General features: G+C 60.7%; 16 protein-coding genes. 13 read left to right on the top strand and 3 right to left on the bottom strand.

Annotation, left to right across the window (positions count from 1 at the left end):
* Nucleotides 1–108 precede the first annotated feature (108 nt).
* From gcvH to ACLBW8_RS21630, 6 genes are all read left to right on the top strand, one after another.
* The gene (gene gcvH / locus ACLBW8_RS21655) at nucleotides 109–492 is read left to right on the top strand and encodes a glycine cleavage system protein GcvH (protein ID WP_407016256.1); all 384 of its coding nucleotides are present in this window, start codon (nucleotides 109–111) and stop codon (nucleotides 490–492) included.
* A gap of 10 nt (nucleotides 493–502) precedes the next feature.
* Entirely contained in the window at nucleotides 503–3,343 is a 2,841-nt protein-coding gene (gcvP, locus tag ACLBW8_RS21650; RefSeq protein ID WP_447806259.1) for an aminomethyl-transferring glycine dehydrogenase, read from the top strand.
* A 162-nt stretch (nucleotides 3,344–3,505) separates the two neighbouring features.
* Nucleotides 3,506–4,882 carry an L-serine ammonia-lyase gene (locus ACLBW8_RS21645; protein WP_064453910.1) on the top strand — a complete coding sequence of 459 codons (1,377 nt, stop codon included), beginning with the start codon at nucleotides 3,506–3,508 and terminating at the stop codon, nucleotides 4,880–4,882.
* Between the two features lie 39 nt (nucleotides 4,883–4,921).
* On the top strand, nucleotides 4,922–6,046 hold the full coding sequence (gene gcvT, locus ACLBW8_RS21640; protein WP_064453911.1) for a glycine cleavage system aminomethyltransferase GcvT: 1,125 nt from the start codon (nucleotides 4,922–4,924) through the stop codon (nucleotides 6,044–6,046).
* Between the two features lie 389 nt (nucleotides 6,047–6,435).
* The gene (locus ACLBW8_RS21635) at nucleotides 6,436–6,648 is read left to right on the top strand and encodes a cold-shock protein (protein ID WP_003220045.1); all 213 of its coding nucleotides are present in this window, start codon (nucleotides 6,436–6,438) and stop codon (nucleotides 6,646–6,648) included.
* A gap of 94 nt (nucleotides 6,649–6,742) precedes the next feature.
* Nucleotides 6,743–7,231 (top strand): RDD family protein, encoded by a 489-nt coding sequence (locus ACLBW8_RS21630; protein WP_064453912.1) that lies wholly within the window; start codon nucleotides 6,743–6,745, stop codon nucleotides 7,229–7,231.
* Nucleotides 7,232–7,369: 138 nt separating this feature from the next.
* Here the strand turns inward: ACLBW8_RS21630 and nadA are convergent, their stop codons facing one another.
* The 3 genes from nadA to ACLBW8_RS21615 all read right to left on the bottom strand — a co-directional run bounded on the left by nadA (nucleotide 7,370) and on the right by ACLBW8_RS21615 (nucleotide 10,483).
* Nucleotides 7,370–8,428 carry a quinolinate synthase NadA gene (gene nadA / locus ACLBW8_RS21625; protein ID WP_064453913.1) on the bottom strand — a complete coding sequence of 353 codons (1,059 nt, stop codon included), beginning with the start codon at nucleotides 8,426–8,428 and terminating at the stop codon, nucleotides 7,370–7,372.
* Nucleotides 8,429–8,659: 231 nt separating this feature from the next.
* Complete coding sequence (locus tag ACLBW8_RS21620; protein WP_447806291.1) at nucleotides 8,660–10,060, bottom strand: lactate dehydrogenase; 1,401 nt, start codon at nucleotides 10,058–10,060, stop codon at nucleotides 8,660–8,662.
* A 213-nt stretch (nucleotides 10,061–10,273) separates the two neighbouring features.
* Nucleotides 10,274–10,483 (bottom strand): hypothetical protein, encoded by a 210-nt coding sequence (locus ACLBW8_RS21615; protein ID WP_447806258.1) that lies wholly within the window; start codon nucleotides 10,481–10,483, stop codon nucleotides 10,274–10,276.
* Nucleotides 10,484–10,595: 112 nt separating this feature from the next.
* Here ACLBW8_RS21615 and ACLBW8_RS21610 point away from each other — a divergent pair, with 112 nt between their 5' ends.
* From ACLBW8_RS21610 to pstB, 7 genes are all read left to right on the top strand, one after another.
* Entirely contained in the window at nucleotides 10,596–12,626 is a 2,031-nt protein-coding gene (locus ACLBW8_RS21610; RefSeq protein ID WP_447806257.1) for a PAS domain-containing protein, read from the top strand.
* 304 nt (nucleotides 12,627–12,930) lie between these two features.
* On the top strand, nucleotides 12,931–14,646 hold the full coding sequence (locus tag ACLBW8_RS21605; protein ID WP_447806256.1) for a ShlB/FhaC/HecB family hemolysin secretion/activation protein: 1,716 nt from the start codon (nucleotides 12,931–12,933) through the stop codon (nucleotides 14,644–14,646).
* Between the two features lie 105 nt (nucleotides 14,647–14,751).
* Entirely contained in the window at nucleotides 14,752–19,695 is a 4,944-nt protein-coding gene (locus tag ACLBW8_RS21600) for a hemagglutinin repeat-containing protein (protein ID WP_447806255.1), read from the top strand.
* A gap of 170 nt (nucleotides 19,696–19,865) precedes the next feature.
* Nucleotides 19,866–20,882, top strand: coding sequence for a phosphate ABC transporter substrate-binding protein PstS (pstS, locus tag ACLBW8_RS21595; RefSeq protein ID WP_082895948.1), 1,017 nt, complete (start codon nucleotides 19,866–19,868; stop codon nucleotides 20,880–20,882).
* An 82-nt stretch (nucleotides 20,883–20,964) separates the two neighbouring features.
* Nucleotides 20,965–21,933 (top strand): phosphate ABC transporter permease subunit PstC, encoded by a 969-nt coding sequence (gene pstC / locus ACLBW8_RS21590; RefSeq protein ID WP_447806254.1) that lies wholly within the window; start codon nucleotides 20,965–20,967, stop codon nucleotides 21,931–21,933.
* Entirely contained in the window at nucleotides 21,930–22,802 is an 873-nt protein-coding gene (pstA, locus tag ACLBW8_RS21585; protein ID WP_128589850.1) for a phosphate ABC transporter permease PstA, read from the top strand. The genes pstC and pstA overlap by 4 nt, the downstream gene beginning before the upstream one ends.
* Nucleotides 22,802–23,581, top strand: a complete 780-nt coding sequence (gene pstB / locus ACLBW8_RS21580) for a phosphate ABC transporter ATP-binding protein PstB (RefSeq protein ID WP_447806253.1) — start codon at nucleotides 22,802–22,804, stop codon at nucleotides 23,579–23,581. The genes pstA and pstB overlap by 1 nt, the downstream gene beginning before the upstream one ends.
* Nucleotides 23,582–23,600 lie beyond the last annotated feature (19 nt).

Raw genomic sequence — 23,600 nt, 5'->3', positions numbered from 1 at the left:
TAACTAGTTGATTTATAACGATTTAATGAGATTGGCCGCGATATTGCTAAGCAACTCCCCATTATTCCAATCCCGTCCACCAGACGAATCTGGCCCTGAGGAGTTTCCATGAGCGAGTTGCGTTTCACTGAAGATCACGAATGGCTGCGCGCCGAAGCCGATGGCAGCGTCACCGTGGGTATCACCGCTTTCGCGCAGAACGCGTTGGGTGATGTGGTTTTCGTGCAACTGCCGGAGTTGCAGTCCTACGAGAAGGGCGCAGAAGCCTCCACCGTTGAATCGGTCAAGGCCGCGAGTGGCGTCTACATGCCGCTGGACGGCGAAGTCCTCGAAGTCAACGTCCAACTCGATGGCAGCCCCGAGCTGGTCAACGAAGACCCGATGGGCGAAGGTTGGTTCTTCCGCTTTAAACCCGCCGATGCCGATGCAGTGGCTAAGCTGTTGGATCAGGATGCGTACGACCGCCTGATCAAAGCCAACGCTGAAGCCTGAGGAGCGCGCCATGACTATCAACTTGAGCACCGCCAACGAATTCATCGCCCGTCATATCGGCCCGCGCCAGGAAGACGAGCAGCACATGCTTGCCAGCCTGGGCTTTGACTCCCTGGAAGCCCTGAGCGCCAGCGTGATCCCGGAAAGCATCAAGGGCACCAGCGTGCTCGGCCTGGAAGACGGCCTGAGCGAAGCCGAGGCCCTGGCCAAGATCAAGGCCATCGCCGGCAAGAACCAGCTGTTCAAGACTTACATCGGCCAGGGCTACTACAACTGCCACACGCCTTCGCCGATCCTGCGTAACCTGCTGGAAAACCCGGCCTGGTACACCGCCTACACCCCGTACCAGCCAGAGATTTCCCAAGGCCGCTTGGAATCGCTGCTGAACTTCCAGACCCTGATCAGCGACCTCACCGGCCTGCCGATCGCCAACGCCTCCCTGCTCGATGAAGCCACCGCCGCCGCCGAAGCCATGACCTTCTGCAAGCGCCTGAGCAAGAACAAAGGCAGCAACGCGTTCTTCGCCTCCGTGCACAGCCACCCACAAACCCTAGACGTACTGCGCACCCGTGCCGAGCCGCTGGGGATTGACGTGGTGGTGGGCGATGAGCGCGAACTGACCGACGTCAGCCCGTTCTTCGGCGCCCTGCTGCAATACCCGGCCAGCAACGGTGACGTGTTTGATTACCGCGAGCTGACCGAACGCTTCCACGCCGCCAACGCGCTGGTGGCCGTGGCTGCCGACCTGCTGGCCCTGACCCTGCTGACCCCGCCGGGTGAGTTCGGCGCCGATGTGGCCATCGGCAGCGCGCAACGCTTCGGCGTGCCGCTGGGCTTTGGTGGCCCGCACGCGGCCTACTTCTCCACCAAGGATGCGTTCAAGCGCGACATGCCGGGCCGTCTGGTCGGTGTGTCCGTCGACCGTTTCGGCAAGCCGGCCCTGCGCCTGGCCATGCAGACTCGCGAGCAACATATCCGCCGCGAGAAAGCCACCAGCAACATCTGCACCGCCCAGGTATTGCTGGCCAACATCGCCAGCATGTACGCCGTATACCACGGCCCTAAAGGCCTGACCCAGATCGCCCAGCGCATTCACCAGCTGACTGCGATCCTGGCCAAAGGCTTGACCGCCCTGGGCTTGAAGGTCGAGCAGGAACACTTCTTCGACACCCTGACCCTCAACACTGGCGCCCACACGGCCGCCCTGCACGACAAGGCCCGCGCCCAGCGCATCAACCTGCGTGTGGTCGATGCTCAGCGCCTGGGCCTGTCGGTCGACGAAACCACCACCCAGGCCGATATCGAAACCCTGTGGACCCTCTTTGCCGACGGCAAAACACTGCCGGACTTCAATGCCAAGGTCGACAGCACCCTGCCGGCCGCGCTGCTGCGCCAATCGCCGATCCTCAGCCACCCGGTGTTCAACCGTTATCACTCGGAAACCGAGCTGATGCGCTACCTGCGCAAGCTGGCCGACAAGGACCTGGCACTGGACCGCACCATGATCCCGCTGGGCTCGTGCACCATGAAGCTCAACGCCGCCAGCGAAATGATTCCGGTGACCTGGGCCGAGTTCGGTGCCCTGCACCCGTTCGCCCCGGCCGAGCAAAGCGCCGGCTACCTGCAACTGACGTCCGAGCTGGAAGCCATGCTCTGCGCAGCCACCGGTTATGACGCAATCTCGCTGCAACCGAACGCCGGTTCCCAGGGCGAGTACGCCGGCCTTTTGGCCATCCGTGCCTACCACCAGAGCCGTGGCGAAGAACGCCGTGACATCTGCCTGATCCCATCGTCGGCCCACGGCACCAACCCCGCTACCGCCAACATGGCCGGCATGCGTGTGGTCGTGACCGCGTGCGACGCACGTGGCAACGTGGACATCGAAGACCTGCGCGCCAAGGCCATCGAGCACCGCGAACACCTCGCCGCACTGATGATCACCTACCCGTCCACCCACGGCGTGTTCGAAGAAGGCATCCGCGAAATCTGCGGCGTCATTCACGACAACGGCGGCCAGGTGTACATCGACGGCGCCAACATGAACGCGATGGTCGGCCTGTGCGCACCGGGCAAGTTCGGCGGCGACGTGTCCCACCTGAACCTGCACAAGACCTTCTGCATTCCTCACGGCGGTGGCGGCCCGGGTGTTGGCCCGATTGGCGTCAAATCCCACCTCACGCCATTCCTGCCCGGCCACGCGGCCATGGAACGCAAGGAAGGCGCGGTGTGCGCGGCGCCATTCGGCAGCGCGAGCATCCTGCCGATCACCTGGATGTACATCAGCATGATGGGCGGCGCGGGCCTCAAGCGTGCTTCGCAGCTGGCGATCCTGAATGCCAACTACATTTCCCGTCGCCTCGAAGAGCACTACCCAGTGCTGTACACAGGCAGCAACGGCCTGGTGGCGCACGAGTGCATCCTGGACCTGCGCCCATTGAAAGACAGCAGCGGCATCAGCGTGGACGACGTGGCCAAGCGCCTGATCGACTTCGGCTTCCATGCGCCGACCATGTCGTTCCCGGTAGCGGGCACGCTGATGATCGAGCCGACCGAAAGCGAATCCAAGGAAGAGCTGGACCGCTTCTGTGACGCGATGATTGCCATCCGCGAGGAAATTCGCGCGGTGGAAAACGGCACCCTGGACAAGGAAGACAACCCACTGAAAAACGCCCCGCACACGGCGGCCGAACTGGTGGGCGAATGGAGCCACCCGTACAGCCGTGAACAAGCGGTGTACCCGGTTGCGTCGTTGATCGAAGGCAAGTACTGGCCGCCGGTTGGCCGGGTCGACAACGTGTTTGGCGATCGCAACCTGGTGTGTGCGTGCCCGTCGATCGAGAGCTACGCCTGATCTGACTGGAGGGATGCGGTCAAAAATGTGGGAGCGGGCTTGCTCGCGAATGCGGTGGATCAGTCACTGGATGTATCAACTGACACTCCGCTTTCGCGAGCAAGCCCGCTTCCACTTTTGACCGCGTTCATCCGATAAATAATAAGAAACCGGAGAACAACCATGTCCCTTAGCGTGTTCGACCTGTTCAAGATTGGCATCGGCCCCTCCAGTTCCCACACTGTTGGCCCGATGCGCGCTGCCGCCCGATTCGTCGAAGGCCTCAAGCGCGATAACCTGCTGAGCGCCACCACCGGCATCAAGGTGGAACTCTATGGATCGCTGGGCGCCACCGGCAAAGGCCACGGCAGTGACAAGGCCGTGCTACTGGGCCTGGAAGGCGAACACCCGGACACCGTCAATACTGAAACCGTGGCTGCACGCCTCGCGCAAATGCGCAGCGACGGTCGCTTGAACCTGCTCGGCGAACACAGCATTGCGTTCAATGAGAAAGAACACCTGGCGATGATTCGCAAACCCCTTGCCTACCATCCCAACGGCATGATTTTTCGTGCCTTCGATGCGGCGGGTATCCAGATTCGCAGCCGTGAGTACTACTCGGTCGGCGGCGGGTTTGTGGTGGATGAAGATGCCGCCGGCGCCGACCGCATTGTCGAAGACACCACGCCGCTGACCTTTCCCTTCAAGCACGCCAAGGACTTGCTGGGGCATTGCGCCACCTACGGGCTGTCGATCAGCCAGGTGATGCTGACCAATGAAAGTGCCTGGCGCCCGGAAGCGGAAACCCGCGCCGGTCTATTGAAAATCTGGCAAGTGATGCAGGACTGCGTCGACGCCGGCTGTCGCAACGAAGGGATTTTGCCCGGCGGCTTGAAGGTCAAGCGCCGCGCCGCCGCCCTGCATCGCCAGCTGTGCAAGAACCCGGAATCGGCGCTGCGCGATCCGCTGTCGGTGCTCGACTGGGTCAACCTGTACGCACTGGCGGTCAACGAAGAAAACGCCAATGGCGGCCGCGTGGTGACCGCGCCCACCAACGGCGCAGCCGGGATTGTGCCGGCCGTGTTGCATTACTACATGCGGTTTATCCCCGGCGCGAATGAGGACGGCGTGGTGCGCTTTCTGCTCACCGCCGCCGCCATCGGCATTTTGTACAAGGAAAACGCGTCGATCTCCGGGGCCGAAGTCGGCTGCCAGGGTGAAGTCGGCGTGGCCTGCTCGATGGCGGCCGGCGCGTTGTGCGAAGTGTTGGGCGGCAGCGTGTCCCAAGTGGAAAACGCCGCCGAGATCGGCATGGAGCACAACCTCGGCCTGACCTGCGACCCGATTGGCGGGCTGGTGCAGGTGCCGTGCATCGAGCGCAATGCAATGGGCTCGGTCAAGGCGATCAATGCGGTGCGGATGGCTTTGCGCGGTGACGGGCAGCACTTCGTCTCGCTGGATAAAGTCATCCGCACCATGCGCCAGACCGGCGCCGATATGAAAAGCAAATACAAGGAAACCGCCCGTGGCGGTTTGGCGGTCAACATTATCGAGTGCTGACGCCTACAAGCGCGTCCGCACGTTTTTCAGGAGCTGAACATGTCCACCGAAACCCTGTTGAAAACCCCATTGCACGCCCTGCACCTCGAACTGGGCGCGCGCATGGTGCCCTTCGCCGGCTACGACATGCCGGTGCAATACCCGCTGGGCGTGATGAAAGAACACCTGCACACCCGTGAACACGCCGGGTTGTTCGATGTGTCCCACATGGGCCAAATCCGCCTGACCGGCGCCAATGCCGCCAAAGCCCTGGAAACGCTGGTGCCCGTCGACATCATCGACCTGCCGGTCGGCATGCAGCGCTACGCCATGTTCACCAACGACCAGGGCGGCATTCTCGACGACCTGATGGTGGCCAACCTGGGTAACGACGAACTGTTCCTGGTGGTCAACGCCGCCTGCAAGGACCAGGACCTGGCGCACCTGCGCAAACATATCGGCGACCAGTGCACCATTGAGCCGCTGTTCGAAGAGCGCGCCTTGCTGGCCCTGCAAGGCCCGGCGGCCGTGAAGGTCCTGGCGCGCCTGGCCCCTGAAGTGACCAAGATGACATTCATGCAGTTCGCCAGCCTGCGCCTGTTGGGTGTGGACTGCTACGTCAGCCGCTCCGGTTACACGGGCGAAGACGGTTTTGAAATCTCGGTGCCGGCCGCCAACGCCGAAAGCCTTGCGCGCAGCCTGCTGGCCGAAGCCGAAGTGCAAGCCATCGGCCTGGGCGCCCGCGACTCGCTGCGCCTGGAAGCGGGCCTGTGCCTGTACGGCCACGACATGAACACCGAGACCACCCCCATCGAAGCCAGCCTGCTGTGGGCGATCTCCAAGGCCCGCCGTGCCGACGGCGCACGTGCCGGTGGTTTCCCGGGTGCCGAGCGCATTTTCAGCCAACAGCAAGCCGGTGTGAGCCGCAAGCGTGTCGGCCTGCTGCCACAGGAACGCACTCCTGTGCGTGAAGGCGCTGAAATCGTCGATGAACACGGCACCGTGATCGGTAGCGTGTGCAGCGGTGGCTTCGGCCCGACGTTGGGCGGCCCGCTTGCCATGGGTTACCTGGACAGTGCGTTTATTGCACTCGACACCGAAGTGTCTGCGTTGGTACGTGGGAAAAAGGTGCCACTGCGTGTAAGTAAAATGCCATTTGTACCGCAGCGTTACTATCGTGGCTGATTGACTGTTCCTATAAGTAACGCGGTTGCGTTAACGTGCACTAAACTGTAACGCAACCGCCATAAAACAGTGCATCCGCGATAGTCAATCTAATAGGGGCCCACCGATAACAAGTGATCAACTCTATCGAATAAGCAGGTTCCATATTGTTGATCAAACAGCCATGAAGCCAAGCAAACGCTGGGCTTTTGCCAGGGCTTGTTTTTTCTCCATTAGTTGGCGTAGAGTTTGCTCACTGTGTTTGCATGGGTCGCTTTGAACCTGGACCTGGGCAGTAGCCAAAGTTTGCTACAACCCGTTCGACGTCTCTTACTTTCCTGCAACCCAGCCCAGTACTCTTTCATGTGAAAGGGGCTGTCATTAATTTTTAGCGTCAAGGAAATAAGAAAATGGCTGATCGTCAGAGCGGTACCGTCAAGTGGTTTAACGACGAGAAAGGGTTTGGTTTTATCACTCCAGAAAGCGGTCCGGATCTGTTCGTCCATTTCCGCGCTATTCAGGGCAACGGCTTCAAGAGCCTCAAAGAAGGCCAGAAGGTGACTTTCATCGCAGTGCAGGGCCAGAAAGGCATGCAGGCTGACGAAGTACAAGCAGAAGGCTGATCCCTGCTGCGACAAAAAGCCCCTGATGGTGACATCAGGGGCTTTTTTATAAGCGTTTATCCGTAAAATGGCTTTTTTCTCAAGAGAAACTGCCATGTCCAAACCCCTGCTGAGCCCCCAAGGCGAGTTTCCCGCCGTCGGCCTGGGCCGTCGTCTGGCAGCGATGTTCTATGACTTTCTGTTGTGCACGGCCCTGCTGATCGTCACGGCGTTTATCTACAAGATGGTGTGGATGGCGTTTATCGGCGAAGCCAAGATGCGCACGCTCACCGAATCCGGCGCGCTGGACGGCGACCCGCTGCTGTCGACGATTTTGTTTTTTGTATTGTTTGGTTTTTTTGCCAAATTCTGGACCCATTCCGGGCAGACGCTGGGCATGCAGGTGTGGGGCGTGCGCGTACAGAACGCCGACGGCTCACGCATCAGCCTGTGGCAGGCGCTGTTGCGGTTTGTGGTGTCGATTGCGTCGTGGTTGTGCGTGGGGCTGGGGTTTATCTGGTCGCTGTTTGATAAACAGAAACGCAGCTGGCATGACATTTATTCGGATACCCAACTGGTGCGGATTCCGAAGCAGAAGAAATAAACGCTGAATAGTGGAGATTCAAATGTGGGAGCGGGCTTGCTCGCGAATGCGCAGTGTCAGTTGATATATCTGGTGGCTGAACCACCGCATTCGCGAGCAAGCCCGCTCCCACAATTTTGACCGTATTTACAGCTTGGGTCAGGCGTTGCCGGCGAGCTTCAAGCGCGCAGCCTGGGTGAAGTCCAGCATGCGCTTTAACGGGCGCACGGCGTGTGGAATCACCGACGGCTCGACGAAGATCTCATTACTGCCCTCACGCAGGCACTGCAGCGTGCGCTCCAGCGTGTTCATCGCCATCCACGGGCAGTGCGCGCAACTGCGGCACGCCGCGCCGTTGCCGGCAGTAGGCGCTTCGATGAAGACTTTATCCGGGCACAACTGCTGCATCTTGTAGAAAATGCCGCGGTCGGTCGCCACGATAAACGTCTTGTTCGGCAAACGCTGTGCGGCGGCAATCAGCTGGCTGGTGGAGCCCACCGCGTCCGCCAGCTCGATCACCGCGGTCGGCGACTCCGGGTGTACCAGAATCGCCGCGTCCGGATACAGCGCCTTCATGTCTTCAAGCTGCTTGGACTTGAACTCCTCGTGGACGATGCACGCCCCGTCCCACAGCAACATATCCGCGCCGGTCTGGCGCTGGATGTAGGTGCCCAAGTGCTTGTCCGGGCCCCAGATAATTGTCTCGCCGTTGTCCATCAGGCTTTCGACGATTTCCAGTGCGCAGCTGGAGGTCACGACCCAATCCGCCCGGGCTTTGACCGCCGCCGAGGTGTTGGCGTAGACCACCACGGTGCGCTCGGGATGCTGGTCGCAAAATGCCGAAAACTCATCCACCGGGCAGCCCAGGTCCAGGGAACACGTGGCTTCCAGGGTGGGCATGAGGATGCGTTTTTCGGGGGTGAGGATTTTGGCGGTCTCGCCCATGAACCGCACACCGGCAACCAATACGGTCTTGGCCGGGTGGGCAGCGCCGAAGCGCGCCATTTCCAGGGAATCGGAGACACAGCCGCCGGTTTCTTCGGCCAGGGCCTGAATCACCGGGTCGCAATAAAAGTGGGCAACCAGCACCGCGTCTTGAGCCTTGAGCTCGGCGGCGATGGCGACACGCAGGCTCGCCTCTTCTTCGGCGCTGAGGGCCTTGGGCTGCTTGGCGTCGAGGTGAGCTTGAACCAGTAGGCGTTCGGAAATTTGCGTCATGTTCGCAAGACCTGCAGGCGCAGTTGCGCGAAAGTCGAGTGTACCACCGGCTCTGGAGCCCTTCGGGCGCCGCCGGACGAAGTGATTGTGTTCATCAAGCACGGGTGAAGCTGCGCAAGGCTACAGAATATCGAATGGATTCAAAAGCCTAATCTGGCATTCACAGGTGCATCGGTCGGGCAAAAAAAAACGGGAAACCCGACGCAGGGGTTTCCCGTTTTCCAACCGGTGTCAGCGCTGCAGTACGGAAGGGTCTTCCTGCAGCATCACCGAGTCATGCAGGCTCGCCAACGCATCCTTTAGCGTTGACTGCTCCAGCGCATCCTTGGATTTTTTGCTTTCCTGGGCCGCGTGCTCAAGCAACGCCAGGTAGTCGCGCCTGGATGAGCCCTCCTTCGGCACCACGGTGTCCTCTACCAGCTTGGCCATCACATATTTCTGCGTATGGGTGTTCTGTACAGCCGTTTGCGAGACAGACGCGCTGGCCAGTTGGCCATCTTTGTAGGCGAAGCTCGCCGTACTGCTGGCCTTGTCCTGCACTTGCACATACAGGTAGTTCTGCGATTCACGGTTGCCGTCAAAAACCGGCGGTTTGCCACCGTTGAGGCTGGTGTGGAAGTTCGCAGAAAGCGCCGACTGCTGGTGCTGGGTAACGCTACGATCTGCGGTACTGCGCCCGTTGACCTGGGTTTTCTGCGACACGTTGTAGGAAAAGCTATCGACTTCCGACGGGCGCATTGGGTTGGTAGCGTCAACAGCCTGCTGGATCGAGGCTTTGAAGTCAGCCAGGCCAGTCAACAGGCCTTTGTCGCTTGAGTTGTTGCTCAAGGCGGCGGGAGCGGTCGTGCCTTGTGGATAGTTGCTGTTCATGGCGCTGAATGCGTCCTTGAATATTGCCATCAAGTCCGCATTGGCACTGCCGCGCTGTTGCACCCGGTCAAATTGGGCAAGGTAGGTTTTCAGCGCCTTGGCTTGTTGTTTGGCATCGCCAAGGATCGTCGCGTTTTTGAGGTCCACTGCCAGATCAATGTTACCGGCCGGGCCACTCATTCGTGTGGTACGGCTCTGACTGTCGGCATGAAAAGCCAGGCTCAGGTCCTTGCCGTCCAGGGCCTTCAGGTTGGCATTGAGGTCGACGGAAGCCAGCACCTGGGTATCGAACTGGGTCAACTTGCTCAGATCGAGTTTTGGCGGCACGGCGGTCAGCCCGTCCACCGAGGCCTGGAAGGCACTGCCCAATTGACCGACGGCCTTGAGCTCATCAGCCGTCAAGTCGCCGCCCTCTACCGTGGCCTGCACACCCAGGCCATCTTTCTGGCTGGACAGGCTGAAGGTGACTGTCTTGCCGCTGGCGGTCTTGATGCTGAGGCTGACCTGATTGTCGGCCTTGTTGTGCAGTACCGTCTGGTCGGTCTTGATCGCGCCGGCGTCCCCGGCCCGGGCAGCCGTGGTGTTGAGCACGGACTGTGAAATACCGACACCGCCGCCCTGGGTGAATTGATCCACCAACGCCGCGCCCAGGCCGCTGTAGCGACTGGCCGTGGAGATCGAATTAAAGCTGCTGTTGATGGCCCTGGTCACTCCATCCTGGCTGCTGTTTTCCCAGGCCCGCACCGTTTCCTGGCCGGGCATCTGCCCGTCTCGAGAGTAGATATCGACGACATCAGCCGCTGGATTGCCGAGGCTGACCACCGCAGAGGGCCGAACCGGTGAGACATCGACAGTGTTCGCCACGGTGGCCGGCGACGGCGTGGTGGCCGCGCGAACGATGAGGGGATTGGTAGCGATGATAGGCGTTAGCGTAGTCATGACAGTCCGTGTCTTGAAAGCTGAGTAGTATTCAATTTAACCAAGACGCATCGGCATTGACAGCATTGAAGCCGAAATAAATAGCAAAGAGCCATGCCAAAAAACCGGCTCTTTGCCGTGTTGCGCAGAACAGAACCGGTAAGTCACCGAACCGCCAAGATCATTGGCGCTGTTTTCATACCTGGTGTCGCAGGTCAGGCCACATGCTGGTGGGGTCTGGCGAACCTTGATCGGTTCTTCTTTCAAGTCTGCCCGCGGTTTATTGAGCACACGCCCGTGTAATCACGCTCAAGTCGCTGGTGGGATAGGTATCGTAATGACATGATGAAGGCCATTTAACGCATTCGGCCAAACTCAAATGAATAGCACCGTCGGGATGGGCCCCGATGCAAGTCACGCGCCCAATCCCATCAAAGGCGGCGCAAGCGAGCTGGCCACCACTGGCTTGGGTAGAAACGAAGCGTTCACCGAGCGCGTGCTGGCCAGCATCAACGATTGCATCAAAGTCCTGGACCTGGACGCCCGCCTCACCTTCATGAGTGAAGGTGGCCAGAAAATCATGGAAGTCAGCGACTTCAACAGCATCCGCGGCTGCCCCTGGCCCGACTTCTGGCAGGACCAGGGAAACCTGGATGCCAAGGCCGCCGTGCAGGCTGCCCAAAACGGTGACAGCGCGAGCTTTATCGGCCCCGCCCAAACCTTGGCCGGCAACCTGAAATGGTGGCATGTGCAGGTCAGTCCGATCCTGGACAGCGACGGCCGGCCGGAGCAGATCCTCTGCGTCTCCCGTGATATCACCGCCCTGCGTGAAGCCGAAGAGTCACTGCGTAAACTCAATGAATCCCTGGAGCAGCGGGTGGTGGAGCGTACCCGTGATCGCGACCGTATCTGGCGTCTGTCGCCGGACCTGATGCTGGTCGCTCAGCTCGACGGTGTTATCTCTGCCGTCAACCCGGCCTGGACACGCATGCTCGGTCACACCGAACACGACCTGGTGGGCAGTCAATTGCTGGCCCTGGTGCACCCGGACGACCTGGCCGTCTCGTCATCGGCGGTCAGCCGCCTGGGAGATGGCAAGAACTTTCCCAACTTCAAGAATCGTTACCGCCACCAGGATGGCAGCTACCGCATGATCGCCTGGACCGCTGTGCCCGACAGCGACTACATCCACGCGGTGGGCCGTGATATCCAGGCCGAGGAAGAGGCCAAGGAAGCCTTGCGCTTGTCGGAAGACGCCCTGCGTCAATCACAGAAACTGGAAGCGATTGGCCAACTCACCGGCGGCGTCGCACACGATTTCAATAACCTGCTGACAGTGATCAAGTCCTGTGCCGACTTGCTCAAAACGCCTTCGCTGAGCGAAGTACGGCGCATCAAGTATGTGGAAGCCATCGCCAATACCGTGGACCGTGCCGCCCGCCTGACGGCGCAGCTGCTGACATTCGCCCGCCGCCAGGCCCTGCGCCCGGAAGTCTTCAACGTCGGCGACAGCGTATTACGGGTGGGCGAAATGATGGACAGCCTGACCGGTTCACGCATCAAGGTCACTATCGAGGTGCCGCAGAAACCGCGCTTTATCAACGCCGATGAAAGCCAGTTCGAGACCGCCCTGGTGAATATGGTGGTCAACGCACGCGATGCCATGGCTGGCAATGGCCAATTGTCGATCAACGTGGCGACGGCCAACTGGCTCCCTTCGGTGCGTGCCCATCCGGTACGTGTCGCCGACTACGTGACCATTGAGCTAAGCGATACCGGTTCAGGCATCGCGCCGGAAAAGCTCGACGCAATCTTCGAACCGTTCTACACCACCAAGGGCATCGGCCAGGGCACCGGCTTGGGGTTGTCACAGGTGTACGGTTTTGCCAAACAATCGGGGGGTGAAATCCTGGTGCAGAGCGAATGCGGCAAAGGCAGCCAGTTTGTTTTGTACTTGCCTGAAGTCGAGGCGGGCGTGACGTCAGCCACCCCGGAAAACCAGTGCGCCCCGATTGCTTGCGACTTGTGCGTGCTGATGGTCGAGGACAACGCCGACGTCGGCCTCTACACCTCGCAGACTCTGGAGCAAATGGGTTTTAAAGTGCTGTGGGTGCCCGATGCCAACAGTGCACTCGACGCCCTGGCGCCCAACCCGGAGAGCTTCCAAGTGGTGTTCTCCGACATCTCGATGCCAGGCATGAGCGGGCTGGAGTTGCTCGACGCGATCGAAGCCCTCTACCCGTGGCTCCCCGTGGTACTGACCACAGGCTACAACGATGAATACGCACGCATCGCCCAGGAAGAAGCGCAACGCTTTGTGCTGCTGCAAAAACCCTATTCCACCGAGGCGTTGGCAGTGCAGCTGCACAAAGTGGTCAAGAGCCGCCTGAACCTGATTCCACAAGACTGAGCCTGAGCCGCTTGTATAAACACGCCGATTAAACCGTTATTTCGCAACAATCAAAAACCTCGCACCACTCCGTTAATACGAAAGAACCCGCAAAACCAACCCCATCAGGTGCCCACAGGGCACCTGCGCACCACCTTTGTGCATTTTTTTGCTGAATAACGCGGCATTCCTCACGTTTTACGTAATAAATCCTACAGACGATGTAACAAACCGTTTATTGATAACTCAAGTGCGGCAAGTCCCCGAGTTGATGGTTTGGCTCGATGGGCATGAATCGAGTGTATTTCTACGTTAAGGATGTCGAGTGCCGAATCAGCCCTCAACCAATCGCCCGTGTTGTATCCAGAAAATAGGCGCCGCCCTGCTCTGCCTGTGTGCGCTGCCGGTGGCCGCCGCCGAGGGACCGCAGCTCGGTCAGGAAGCCCTGCGCCTGCAGCAACAACAGCAGCGCGACTTGCAACAACTGCAACTCGAGCAACGCCAGCGGCAGATACAAAGAGGCAGTTTCGGCGCGCAACCAGCCACACCGGCCTTGCCTGAGGGGGTCGCCAAAGACCAACGCTGTTGGTCCTTGCGCGGTACACGCGTGGCCGGTGTGACCTTGTTCAGTAACGCTGAGCTGAACAAACACGTCGAACCCTATGTGGCCGCCTGCATGGGCGTCACCCAGATCAACCGCCTGTTGGCCGAGATTACCCGCCTGTACGCTGAGGCCGGCTACATCGCCAGCCGCCCGTACCTGATCAGCACGCCGGCCGCTGGGCACCCGCTGGATATTCACGTCGAAGAAGGCTACGTCGAAGCCGTCGAATTGACTGACCAGAGCCTGCCCGTGTCGTTACGCGGAGCGTTTCCCGGGATGCTCGGCAAGCCGCTGAACCTGCGCGACCTGGAACAAGGCCTGGACCAGCTCAATCGCCTGCGCTCGGTGGACCTCACCGCCGACATCGCCCCTGGCAGCGAACCTGGCGCATCGCGAATCATCCTGCACTCGCGCAGCACGGCCTCGCGTTGGGGGCTCGGACTGGGTGTGGATAACCTCGGCAGCGCCGGCACCGGCCGTGATCGCAATGCCATCAGCCTGAGCCTGGACAGCCCGTTGGAACTCAACGATTCGCTCAACCTGAGCTTCAGCGACACGCTCAATCACGGCCCGCGCTACAGCCGCAGCAACAGCCTGTTTTATTCCATCCCTTACGGCTACTGGACCTACAGCCTGTTCGCCAGCCATGCCGAATACCGCTCGCCCTTCAAGCTCAGCAGCGCCACGTTTTATAACAGCGGCCGCACCGATCAGGTCAGCTTGCGCACCGACCGGGTGTTGTGGCGCGACCAGGGCCATCAACTCAGCGCCAACCTGCAACTGGCCTACAAGGACGTCGACAGCTACCTGCAAAAGGTTCGCCTGGGCATCCAGAGCCCAACGCTGACCGTGGCCGAGGCCGGCGTGAATCTGTTCTGGCTCAACAGCGCGGTGTGGAACCTCGACGTCAATTACGCCCAAGGCCTGACCTGGTTCGGCGCCGATCGCGATGCCGACCACGTGCAGAAAAACCTGCCCCAGGCGCAATTCCACAAGTACCGCGCCAACCTGACTCAATGGCGCAACGGCCAATGGCTGGGCCAACCGTGGCAGTGGCAGAGCCAGCTGTCGGCGCAATACAGCCCGGACACGCTGCCCGCCATTGAACAACTGCTGGGCACCGACGACTCGGCCGTGCGTGGCTACCGCGAAAACAGCGCGTCGGGAGCCATCGGCGCGGTATGGCGCAACACCTTGCGCCTGCCGCTCAACAGCGACCTGGCGGTCAAGATCACGCCACGCCTGGGCCTGGACAACGGCTGGGTCAAACGCGAACACGGCGCCCAAGGCCAACGCCTGAGCGCTGCCAGTGCCGGGCTCAACCTGAGCTGGAAGAACGTGCAGCTCGACCTCGATTACCAACACAACCTCAACACCCCCGCAGGTTTTGCCCAGGAGCCGGATGTGTGGCTGACGCGCCTGAGCCTGCAAATATGAGCCGATATCTGTTTAGCCTGAAATAACCGTAATCCCTGACCACCACAGCAGCGTTGCAACGAACAACGCACGTCGCGGATCAGCCAACACAGAGCGAAATTATTTATGCCGACTGACACACATACGTTTCACCTTTCACCTCAAGGCAGACTGCGCTGGGCCATCGCCAGCCTGTTTCTGCTGCCGCAACTGGTGGTGGCCGCAGGGTTGACCGTCGTCGAAGGGCCCGGCGGTACGCCGCAACTGCAAAACCAGGGGGGCGTGCCGATCATCAACATCGTCGCGCCGAATGCCGGTGGCCTGTCCCATAACCAGTTTCTGGACTACAACGTCGACCGCCAGGGCGTCGTGCTGAACAACGCCTTGCAGGCCGGCCAATCCCAACTCGCCGGGCAGTTGGCAGCCAACCCGCAGTTCCAGGGCCAGGCGGCGAGCGTAATCCTCAACGAAGTGATCAGCCGCAACGCCTCAACCCTCAACGGCGCCCAGGAGATTTTTGGCCGGGCGGCCGACTATGTGCTGGCCAACCCTAACGGCATCTCTGTCAACGGCGGCAGTTTCATCAACACCCCGAATGCCAGCCTGGTGGTGGGCCGCCCTGAACTCAACGACGGCAAGCTGCAAGCCTTGAACACCCGTGATGCCCGTGGCCAGCTGACGGTACAAGGCCAGGGCCTGCAAAACCGCGAGGGTTCGATCAACCTGATCGCGCCGCGCATCGACAGCGACGGTCGCCTGAGTGCGCGTGATCAATTGAACCTCACCGTCGGCCGCAACCAGGTCGACTACGCCAGCGGCCAGGTGCGCCAGGTAGACCCGGCCAGCAAAACCCAGGACCAGCGTATCGACGCCCGTCTGTTCGGGGCGATGCAGGCCGGGCGCATCAACATCGTCAGCACCGCCGACGGCGCCGGCGTGCGCGTGGGTGCCGTAAACGTGGAGGGGCGTGATGGGGTGAAGATCAGCTCGGCCGGCGACCTCGATATCAGCGGCCAAGTCCACGCCAACAGCCTCGACGCCACCCGCGCGAGCGTGCAAAGCCGCCAGGGCGATGTCGACGTGCACAGCGCCAAGGACCTGAGCCTGGCCGCCACCGATGTCAGCGCGCGCAACGTCAAACTCGACGCCGGCCGCAACCTGACGCTTGGCAGCCTGGAAAGCCGCAAGCTCCAGGAAAAGCGTGAACAGTGGGACAACAGCAACTTCCTGTTCACCTATGAAACCTATGACCGCACCACCACCGACAAGGACTCGCGCCAGCACGGCAACAAGGTCGTAGCGCAACAGGACGCAGCGCTCTCGTCCGGCGCCAAAACCGAGATCAAAGCCAGCAACGTGGAAGCGGGGGCTGCTTTACACGTCAACAGCGGCGCCGACCTTCAGGTGATCGCTGCCACCGAAACCCATGAAACACGCGATCAGGGCAATCATCGCAAGCACCTGTGGAAAGCCAACTGGGACACCTCCAGCAGCGAACAGCGCAGCGTCACCAGCAGCCTCAAGGCCGGCAAGGCCCTGGAGCTGACCAGCCAGCAGAAACTGCAATTGCAAGGCGCCGAGCTGAAAACACCGGGTGACCTCCAATTGGCCGCCCGCCAAGTGGACATCACCAGCGCCAGCCGCACTCAGCGCAGCAGTAATACCGCGTACTCCGGCGACCTGACAGGTGGCAGCTTCTTCGGCAAAAACGGCGACGGGGATAAAGGCAAAACCTTGAACACCGGCAGCAAGGTCAACGCCGACGGCAAGCTGATCGTCAAGGCGGATGAGGTGCGCATCAGCGGCAGCCAGGCCCGTGGCGGCAAACAGGCCAGCGTGATCAGCGACAAAGGTTCGCTGGTGATCGACGGCGTACAAGACACGTCCCACGACAATAGCTACAGCAAGGACAGCAAATTCTTCGGCATCTCCAAGGATGAAAGCCGCCAGAACCTCAAGGACAGCACCGTGGTTGCCAGCAACCTGCGCTCGGACAGCAACCTCAAGCTGCAAAGCGCCAAGGACATCCACGTCAGTGGCTCACACGTGTCCGCCGCCGGTGAACTGCAGGCGGATGCCAAGGGTGATATCAAGGTCACTGCTGCTGAAAACACCTCCCACGACACCACCAGCACCCACACCCGAGGCTTCGAGGGCTACGCCAGGGAAACCGCCGATGGCACCCGCCAGTACCGCGCGGGCGTGAGCTACGAAGACCAGCAGCACACCAACAAGACCGACACCACGCAACAGCAGGCGTCCAGCCTCAGCGGCGGCAGCGTGGCCGTTACGGCCGGTGGCGACGTAAGCATCAAGGGCTCCGACCTCAAGGCCACCGAGGGCGATGCGACCTTGAGCGGCAAAAACGTCGAACTGCTGTCGGCCCATGACAGCACTCACAGCGACACCGACCAGACCACCATCGGCGGCGGCGTCTACTACACCGCAGGCCTTGACCGCGCCGGCAACGGCGCGCAGTTCAGCCACCAGAGCAGCAATGACACCCGCAGTACAACCACCGCGCAAACCAGCAACGTCGCGGCGGCCGGCAAACTGACCCTCAACGCCGGCAACACCCTCACCAGCCAGGGCGCGCAGGTGCAGGCCGGTGCCGAGTTAGTGGTCAATGCAGGTCAGGTCGATAACCAGGCGGCGCACAACAGCGAGACCAGCACCCACAAGGAGAACGGTTGGACCGCCGATGTCGGCGCCAATGTCGAATACAAAGGTGTCACCCGGCCTATCGAAAAAGCGATCGAAGGCATGGCCCAGGCCAAATTCCATCAGCCAGGTTTGCTTGATGCCTTCGAGCAACCCAATGTCGGGCTGGATGTGGAAGTCGGTCATACCAGCAAAAGTCGCACACAGCAGGACAGCACGGCCGTGGTCAGCCAGTTCAGTGGTGCCACGGTGCAGGTCAATGTTGCCAACAAGTTGCAGGATGAAGGCACTCAATACCGCGCCACCGATGGCGGCCTGAAGATCGATGCCGGCGAGCATGTCGCCACGGCGGCGGCCAATACCCACAGCAGCAGCGAGCAAGGCGTGGACGCCAAGACGGGCGTGCGGGGCTACACCACCACCGGTGAAGACCTGAACCTACGCGGCAGCGGCACAGGCGGCAGCAGCGACGTGCGCCAAACCGCCAGCACGGCGGTGGTCGGCAGCTACGCCGCCACCCAAGGCGTGAACATCGAGGCCAAGGGCGATGCACGTTATGAGGGCAGCCAGTTCAACGGTGGCCAGGCGGGCATCAACCTCAAGGCGGGGGGTGAGTTGGCGCTCAATCAGGCCAACGATACCCAGAGCGAAACCAGCAGCAGTCTGCGCGGCAATGGTTCATTGACCGTGGGCACGGCGCCAGGCGCGAACGGCACAAACGTCAACCTCGGTGCCGGTGTGCAGTTGGACCATAAGCAACTGGACACCCGCGACAGCCAGGCACGTGTCGCGACGCTTCAGGGCAGCGGGCCCGTCGCACTCAGCAGCGGCGGCGACATGACCCTGCAAGGCACCCAGGTCGGCAGCAGCACCGCCAACACCGGCGATATCAGCCTGACTTCCGGCGGCAAGCTGGACCTGCAAGCGGCAACCGACACCCACGTGAGTAACGGCAGCAACCTGGGCGGCGGCCTGACCGTCGGTGCCGGCAAGACCAGCAGTGCCGAAAGCAGCGGCAAGACCGGCAACCTGAGCGCCAACTTCAACATCGGCAAGGTCGCCGAAAACGATCAGACCGCAGTCGTTGGGCAGTTGCACAGCAACGGCAAGGTCAGCCTCGCCAGCGGCGCGGATGCGAAGGATGCCATCCACTTGCAAGGCACGCAGATCACCGCTGCCAGCGTCAAACTCGACGCGCAAAACGGCGGCGTCCTGCAAGAGTCGGCGCAGTCCACTCAGGCCCATGACAGCTGGGGCGTCACCCTCGGCGCGGGCGGCAGTGGCGGCAAGACCACCCTGGCCGATGCCGGTGAGCACGACACACCCAAGACCCAACTTGGCATCAATGCCCGGGCCAAGGTCGATGTGGATCACCTGCAAAGCACTGCACAGCACGACAGCCTGATCAAGGCAGATAGCGTGACGATCAACAGTGCCGGCGATACCCACCTGGCTGGCGCACGGATCGAAGCGGGTCAGGTGAGCGGCAAGGTTGGCGGGGACTTGGTGGTCGAGAGTCGCCAGGACCACATCAGCAGTACTCAGGTCAATGTCGATGCCAAGCTCGACGTCGAGAAAAACCAGCCCGGCGTGGTCAACAAACTGGCCAAGACCACCGGGCCGCTCAAGGACAAGGTGCAAGCCAAGGCCGAGGGCGCCTTCGACAAGCACCGCGAAAAGCTGGAGAACGCCGTCGACAAGGGCACCGAACACCTCGCTTCGGCCAGGGAAAACGTGGCCAACGCCAAGGAGCGCCTGGGCGAGAAACTCACCCGTAGCGACAGCTACGACGTGAACCCGCAACCCCGTGGAGCGATCGGTACCCGCGTCGACAAAGCCAAGACGTACCTCGCGGACAAGAAGGATGCTTTGGGCTCTCACCTGTCCAACCTCAAGGATAAGGTTTGGCCAAAAACCAGTGACAGCGTTGCCGTCAGTGGCAAGAACACCCCTGGCAGCTCGGTGGCTGATACCGCAGAAAGCGTGCTGTTCGGTGACAAGAGCGGTAAAACCACCTACACCCCGACCTTGAACCTGGATGTCAGCCGTGTCGCCAAAGACAGCGTCGCTCAAGCGTCCGGTATCCGGGGTACTCAGGGCGTCAATCTGCAGGTGAGCGGTGAAACGCACCTGACCGGCGCACGGATCAGCGCGCCGGCAGGCAACGTCGATCTGGGCGGTTCCAAGGTGAAGGCAACGACGTTGGCAGGCAGCGATTATCGCGTCGATGTCGGGCTGAACGTTTCAAAATCACCGGTCAACCTGGTGCTGGGCGCCAAGGACGAATTAACCCAGAAACAGGACGACGCCACACGTAAGGATCAAGCCATCAACCTTGGGCCGCTGCGGGTAGGCGGGCACAGTGACAGCCAGCAATTGCAGGCGGGGATTGATCAGGACGTCAACTAAGCAGCAATGCCCCGGTGGAAAACGTTAAGCCCTTTTCACCGGGGTAAACATTTCTAAATGTTTCTTCATAAAGCCAAACCGTCATTAAACAGACACATCCCAGGAATTAAATCGTCACGTCTTAGACAGGTGGACCTATCCACTTACCCCTTCCTTGAGGTGTTGTCGTGATGTTGCCGAGCAAAAAAAGTCTGTCCGTTTTGTTGACCGCCCTGTGCCTGAGCGGCGTGGCCCACGCCACTGACGTTACCGGTGCCGGGTCGAGCTTCGTCTACCCGGTGCTGTCCAAGTGGTCACAGGACTACAGCAAGAACTCCAGCAACCGCATCAACTACCAGTCAATCGGCTCCGGCGGCGGTATCGCCCAAATCAAGGCGGCCACCGTTGACTTCGGCGCCTCTGACGCGCCGCTGTCCGCCGATGAACTCAAAGCCGGCGGCCTGGGCCAGTTCCCCAGCGTGATTGGCGGCATCGTGCCGGTGATGAACGTCGAAGGTGTGGCCGCAGGCCAGTTGAAACTCGATGGTGACGTCCTGGCGAAGATCTTTCTCGGTGACATCAAGGCCTGGAACGACCCGGCAATCGCCGCGCTCAACCCCGGCTTGAACCTGCCGGTGGCGAACATCACCGTGGTGCACCGCTCCGACGGCTCGGGCACTTCGTACAACTTCACCAACTACCTGTCCAAAGTCAGCGAGAGCTGGAAAACCAAGATCGGCTTCGGCACCACCGTGCCCTGGCCGGTCGGCGTGGGTGGCAAGGGTAACGAAGGCGTTTCTGCCTACGTGAAGCAGATCAAAAACTCCATCGGCTTTGTGGAATACGCCTACGCCTTACAGAACAAGATGACGTACGCCCAGTTGAAGAATGCTTCGGGGAAGTTCGTCAAACCTGACGCCAAGGCGTTCCAGGCCGCCGCAGACACCGCCGACTGGGCCAACGCCAAAGACTTCAACCTGATCATGACCAACGCGCCAGGCGAAGGCGCGTGGCCAATTACGGCCACCACCTGGATCATCATGTACAAGCAGCCCAAGAACGCCGAGCAGAGCCAGGCGGCGTTCAGCTTCTTCAAGTGGTCACTGGAAAAAGGTCAGCAACAGGCAGCGGCACTGGACTACGTAGCATTGCCGGACTCTCTGGTGACGCGAATCGAAGGTTACTGGAAGTCTGACTTCACCAACTGATTCGCCCTATGACCGCCTTCCTCATTGCTTGAGGAAGGCGGTGAGCACATCTGATATGAACGAAAGCGTCCAAACCCTGGTTATGACAACTCACGCCGGCGACTCAAGGAGCGACAGCCGCGCGGCCCGCGATCAACGCCACGATCTGTGGTTCAAACGCACACTGTTCGGCGCAGCCATGTTGGTCTTACTGCTGCTGGCAGCCATTGCAGCCTCGACGCTTTGGGGAGGCGCACTGGCGTTCAAGACCTTTGGTTTCGATTTCATCACCAGCACCGAGTGGGATGCGGTCAATAACCACTTTGGCGCCGTGGTGCCGATCTACGGCACCCTGGTGACCTCGTTTCTGGCCTTGCTGATTGCCGTCCCGGTCAGTTTCGGCATCGCGATTTTTCTCACGGAAGTCGCGCCGCCCTGGCTGAAGATGCCGGTCGCATCAGCCATTGAATTGCTCGCTGGTATTCCATCGATCATCTATGGCATGTGGGGCCTGTTCGTTTTCGGGCCGTTTATGGCCGAACACCTGTCGCCCTTGATCAATGACTACCTGGGCGCCCTGCCCTTTGTCGGCTCGCTGTTCCAGGGCCCACCGCTGGGGATTGGCATGCTGACCGCCGGCATCGTGCTGGCAGTGATGATCATGCCGTTTATCACGTCGGTGATGCATGAGGTGTTTCGCAGTGTGCCGACGCAATTGAAAGAATCCGCTTACGCCTTGGGCAGCACCACCTGGGAAGTGGTGTGGGACATCGTCTTGCCTTACACCCGGTCGGCGGTGGTCGGCGGCATCTTTCTCGGCCTGGGTCGTGCCCTTGGCGAGACCATGGCCGTGACCTTCGTACTGGGTAACGCCCAGCAGTTTTCCGCCTCGTTGCTGATGCCCAGCAGTTCCATCGCGTCCGTCATCGCCAACGAGTTCAGCGAGGCCTACACCGACCTGCATCGCTCGGCGCTGATCGCCTTGGGCTTCCTGCTGTTTATCGTGACCTTCGTCGTGCTGGCGTTGGCGCGGCTGATGCTGATGCGCCTGTCGCGTAAGGAAGGGCTATGAACGCGAACGAACGCCTTTATCGAAAACGCGCGCTTAAAAACGGCGTGGCCATGTTCCTCAGTTGCGGCGCTACGGCCTTTGGCCTGCTGTGGCTGGCGTGGATTTTAGTGACGACCATCATCAACGGCTTCCAGGCGCTCAACCTGCGCCTGTTTACCCAGATGACCCCACCGCCCGGCACCGAAGGCGGCCTGGCCAATGCGTTTTATGGCAGCGCACTGATGTCCGCTATCGCGTTGCTGATCGGCACACCCATCGGGCTGATGGCGGGCATCTGGTTGGCAGAGTTCGCACGACACTCGCGCCTGGGAACTACCGTGCGGTTCATCAACGACATCCTGCTGTCCGCGCCGTCAATTGTGCTGGGGCTGTTCATCTACACCGGCGTCATCTTGCCGCTGAACCTGCTGACCAATCATCAGGTCGGCTTTTCTGCCATCGCGGGGGCATTGGCCTTGGCCCTGCTGGTAATACCGGTGGTGGTACGCACCACCGATGAAATGCTCCAACTGCAACCCTCGACCATGCGCGAGGCGGCCCTGGCACTGGGTGTGCCGCAATGGAAGCTGACGCTGCAGATCGTGTTGAGGGCGGCCAAAGCCGGCGTGGTCACCGGCATCCTGCTCGCGCTGGCCAGGATTACCGGGGAAACGGCCCCGCTGCTGTTCACCGCCTTCGGCAATCAGTTCTGGAGCAGCAACCTGCTCAAGCCGATTGCCAGTGTGCCTGTGGTTATTTTCCAGTACGCCATGAGCCCGTTCGACGACTGGCATGCGCTCGCGTGGGCCGGTGCATTGGTCCTCACGCTGTTCGTGCTGGTACTCAGCCTGGCATCCCGCCTGATTCTTTTACGCAATAGGTCTCACTGATGGACGCCATCGGCATTGCTCACGAAAAAACCAAAATCCAGGTGCGCGGGTTGGAGTTTTTCTACAACAACCAACGCTCCCTGAAATCCATCGACATCGACATTCCGGAAAAGCGCATCACCGCCATCATCGGTCCCTCGGGCTGCGGCAAGTCCACCTTGCTGCGGGTGTTCAACCGCATCTACTCGATGTACCCCAAGCAAGAAGCGCGTGGCGAAGTGCTGCTCAATGGCGAAAACATCCTCGCCCCCGGCTACTCGATGAACCGCCTGCGCAGCCATGTGGGCATGGTGTTCCAGAAGCCCGTGCCATTTCCAATGTCGATCTTCGACAACATCGCCTACGCGGTGCGCCATCATGAAAAATTGTCCCGGCGCGAAATGAATGACCGCGTCGAGCAAGCCTTGCGCGGCGGCGCCCTGTGGGATGAAGTGAAAGACAAACTCAACCAGAGCGCGCAGAGCCTCTCGGGTGGCCAGCAACAACGACTGTGCATCGCGCGCACCATTGCCCTGCGACCGCAGGTGTTACTGCTGGACGAACCGACCTCAGCGCTCGACCCCATCTCGACCGGGCGCATCGAGCAGTTGATTACAGAGTTGAAGACGCAGTACACGGTGATCATCGTGACCCACAACATGCAGCAAGCCGCGCGGGTGTCGGACAACACCGCGTTCATGTTCATGGGGGAATTGATTGAGTATGGGAATACGGACGAGATCTTCACCAAGCCGCAGATGAAGCAGACGGAGGACTATATTACCGGGCGGTTTGGCTGAGGGCCGCCGATGCACGGCA

Source organism: Pseudomonas sp. M5A4_2d (assembly GCF_053345295.1).
Note: the sequence above shows the minus strand (reverse complement) of the source record. Positions and strands in the feature narration are given on the sequence as shown.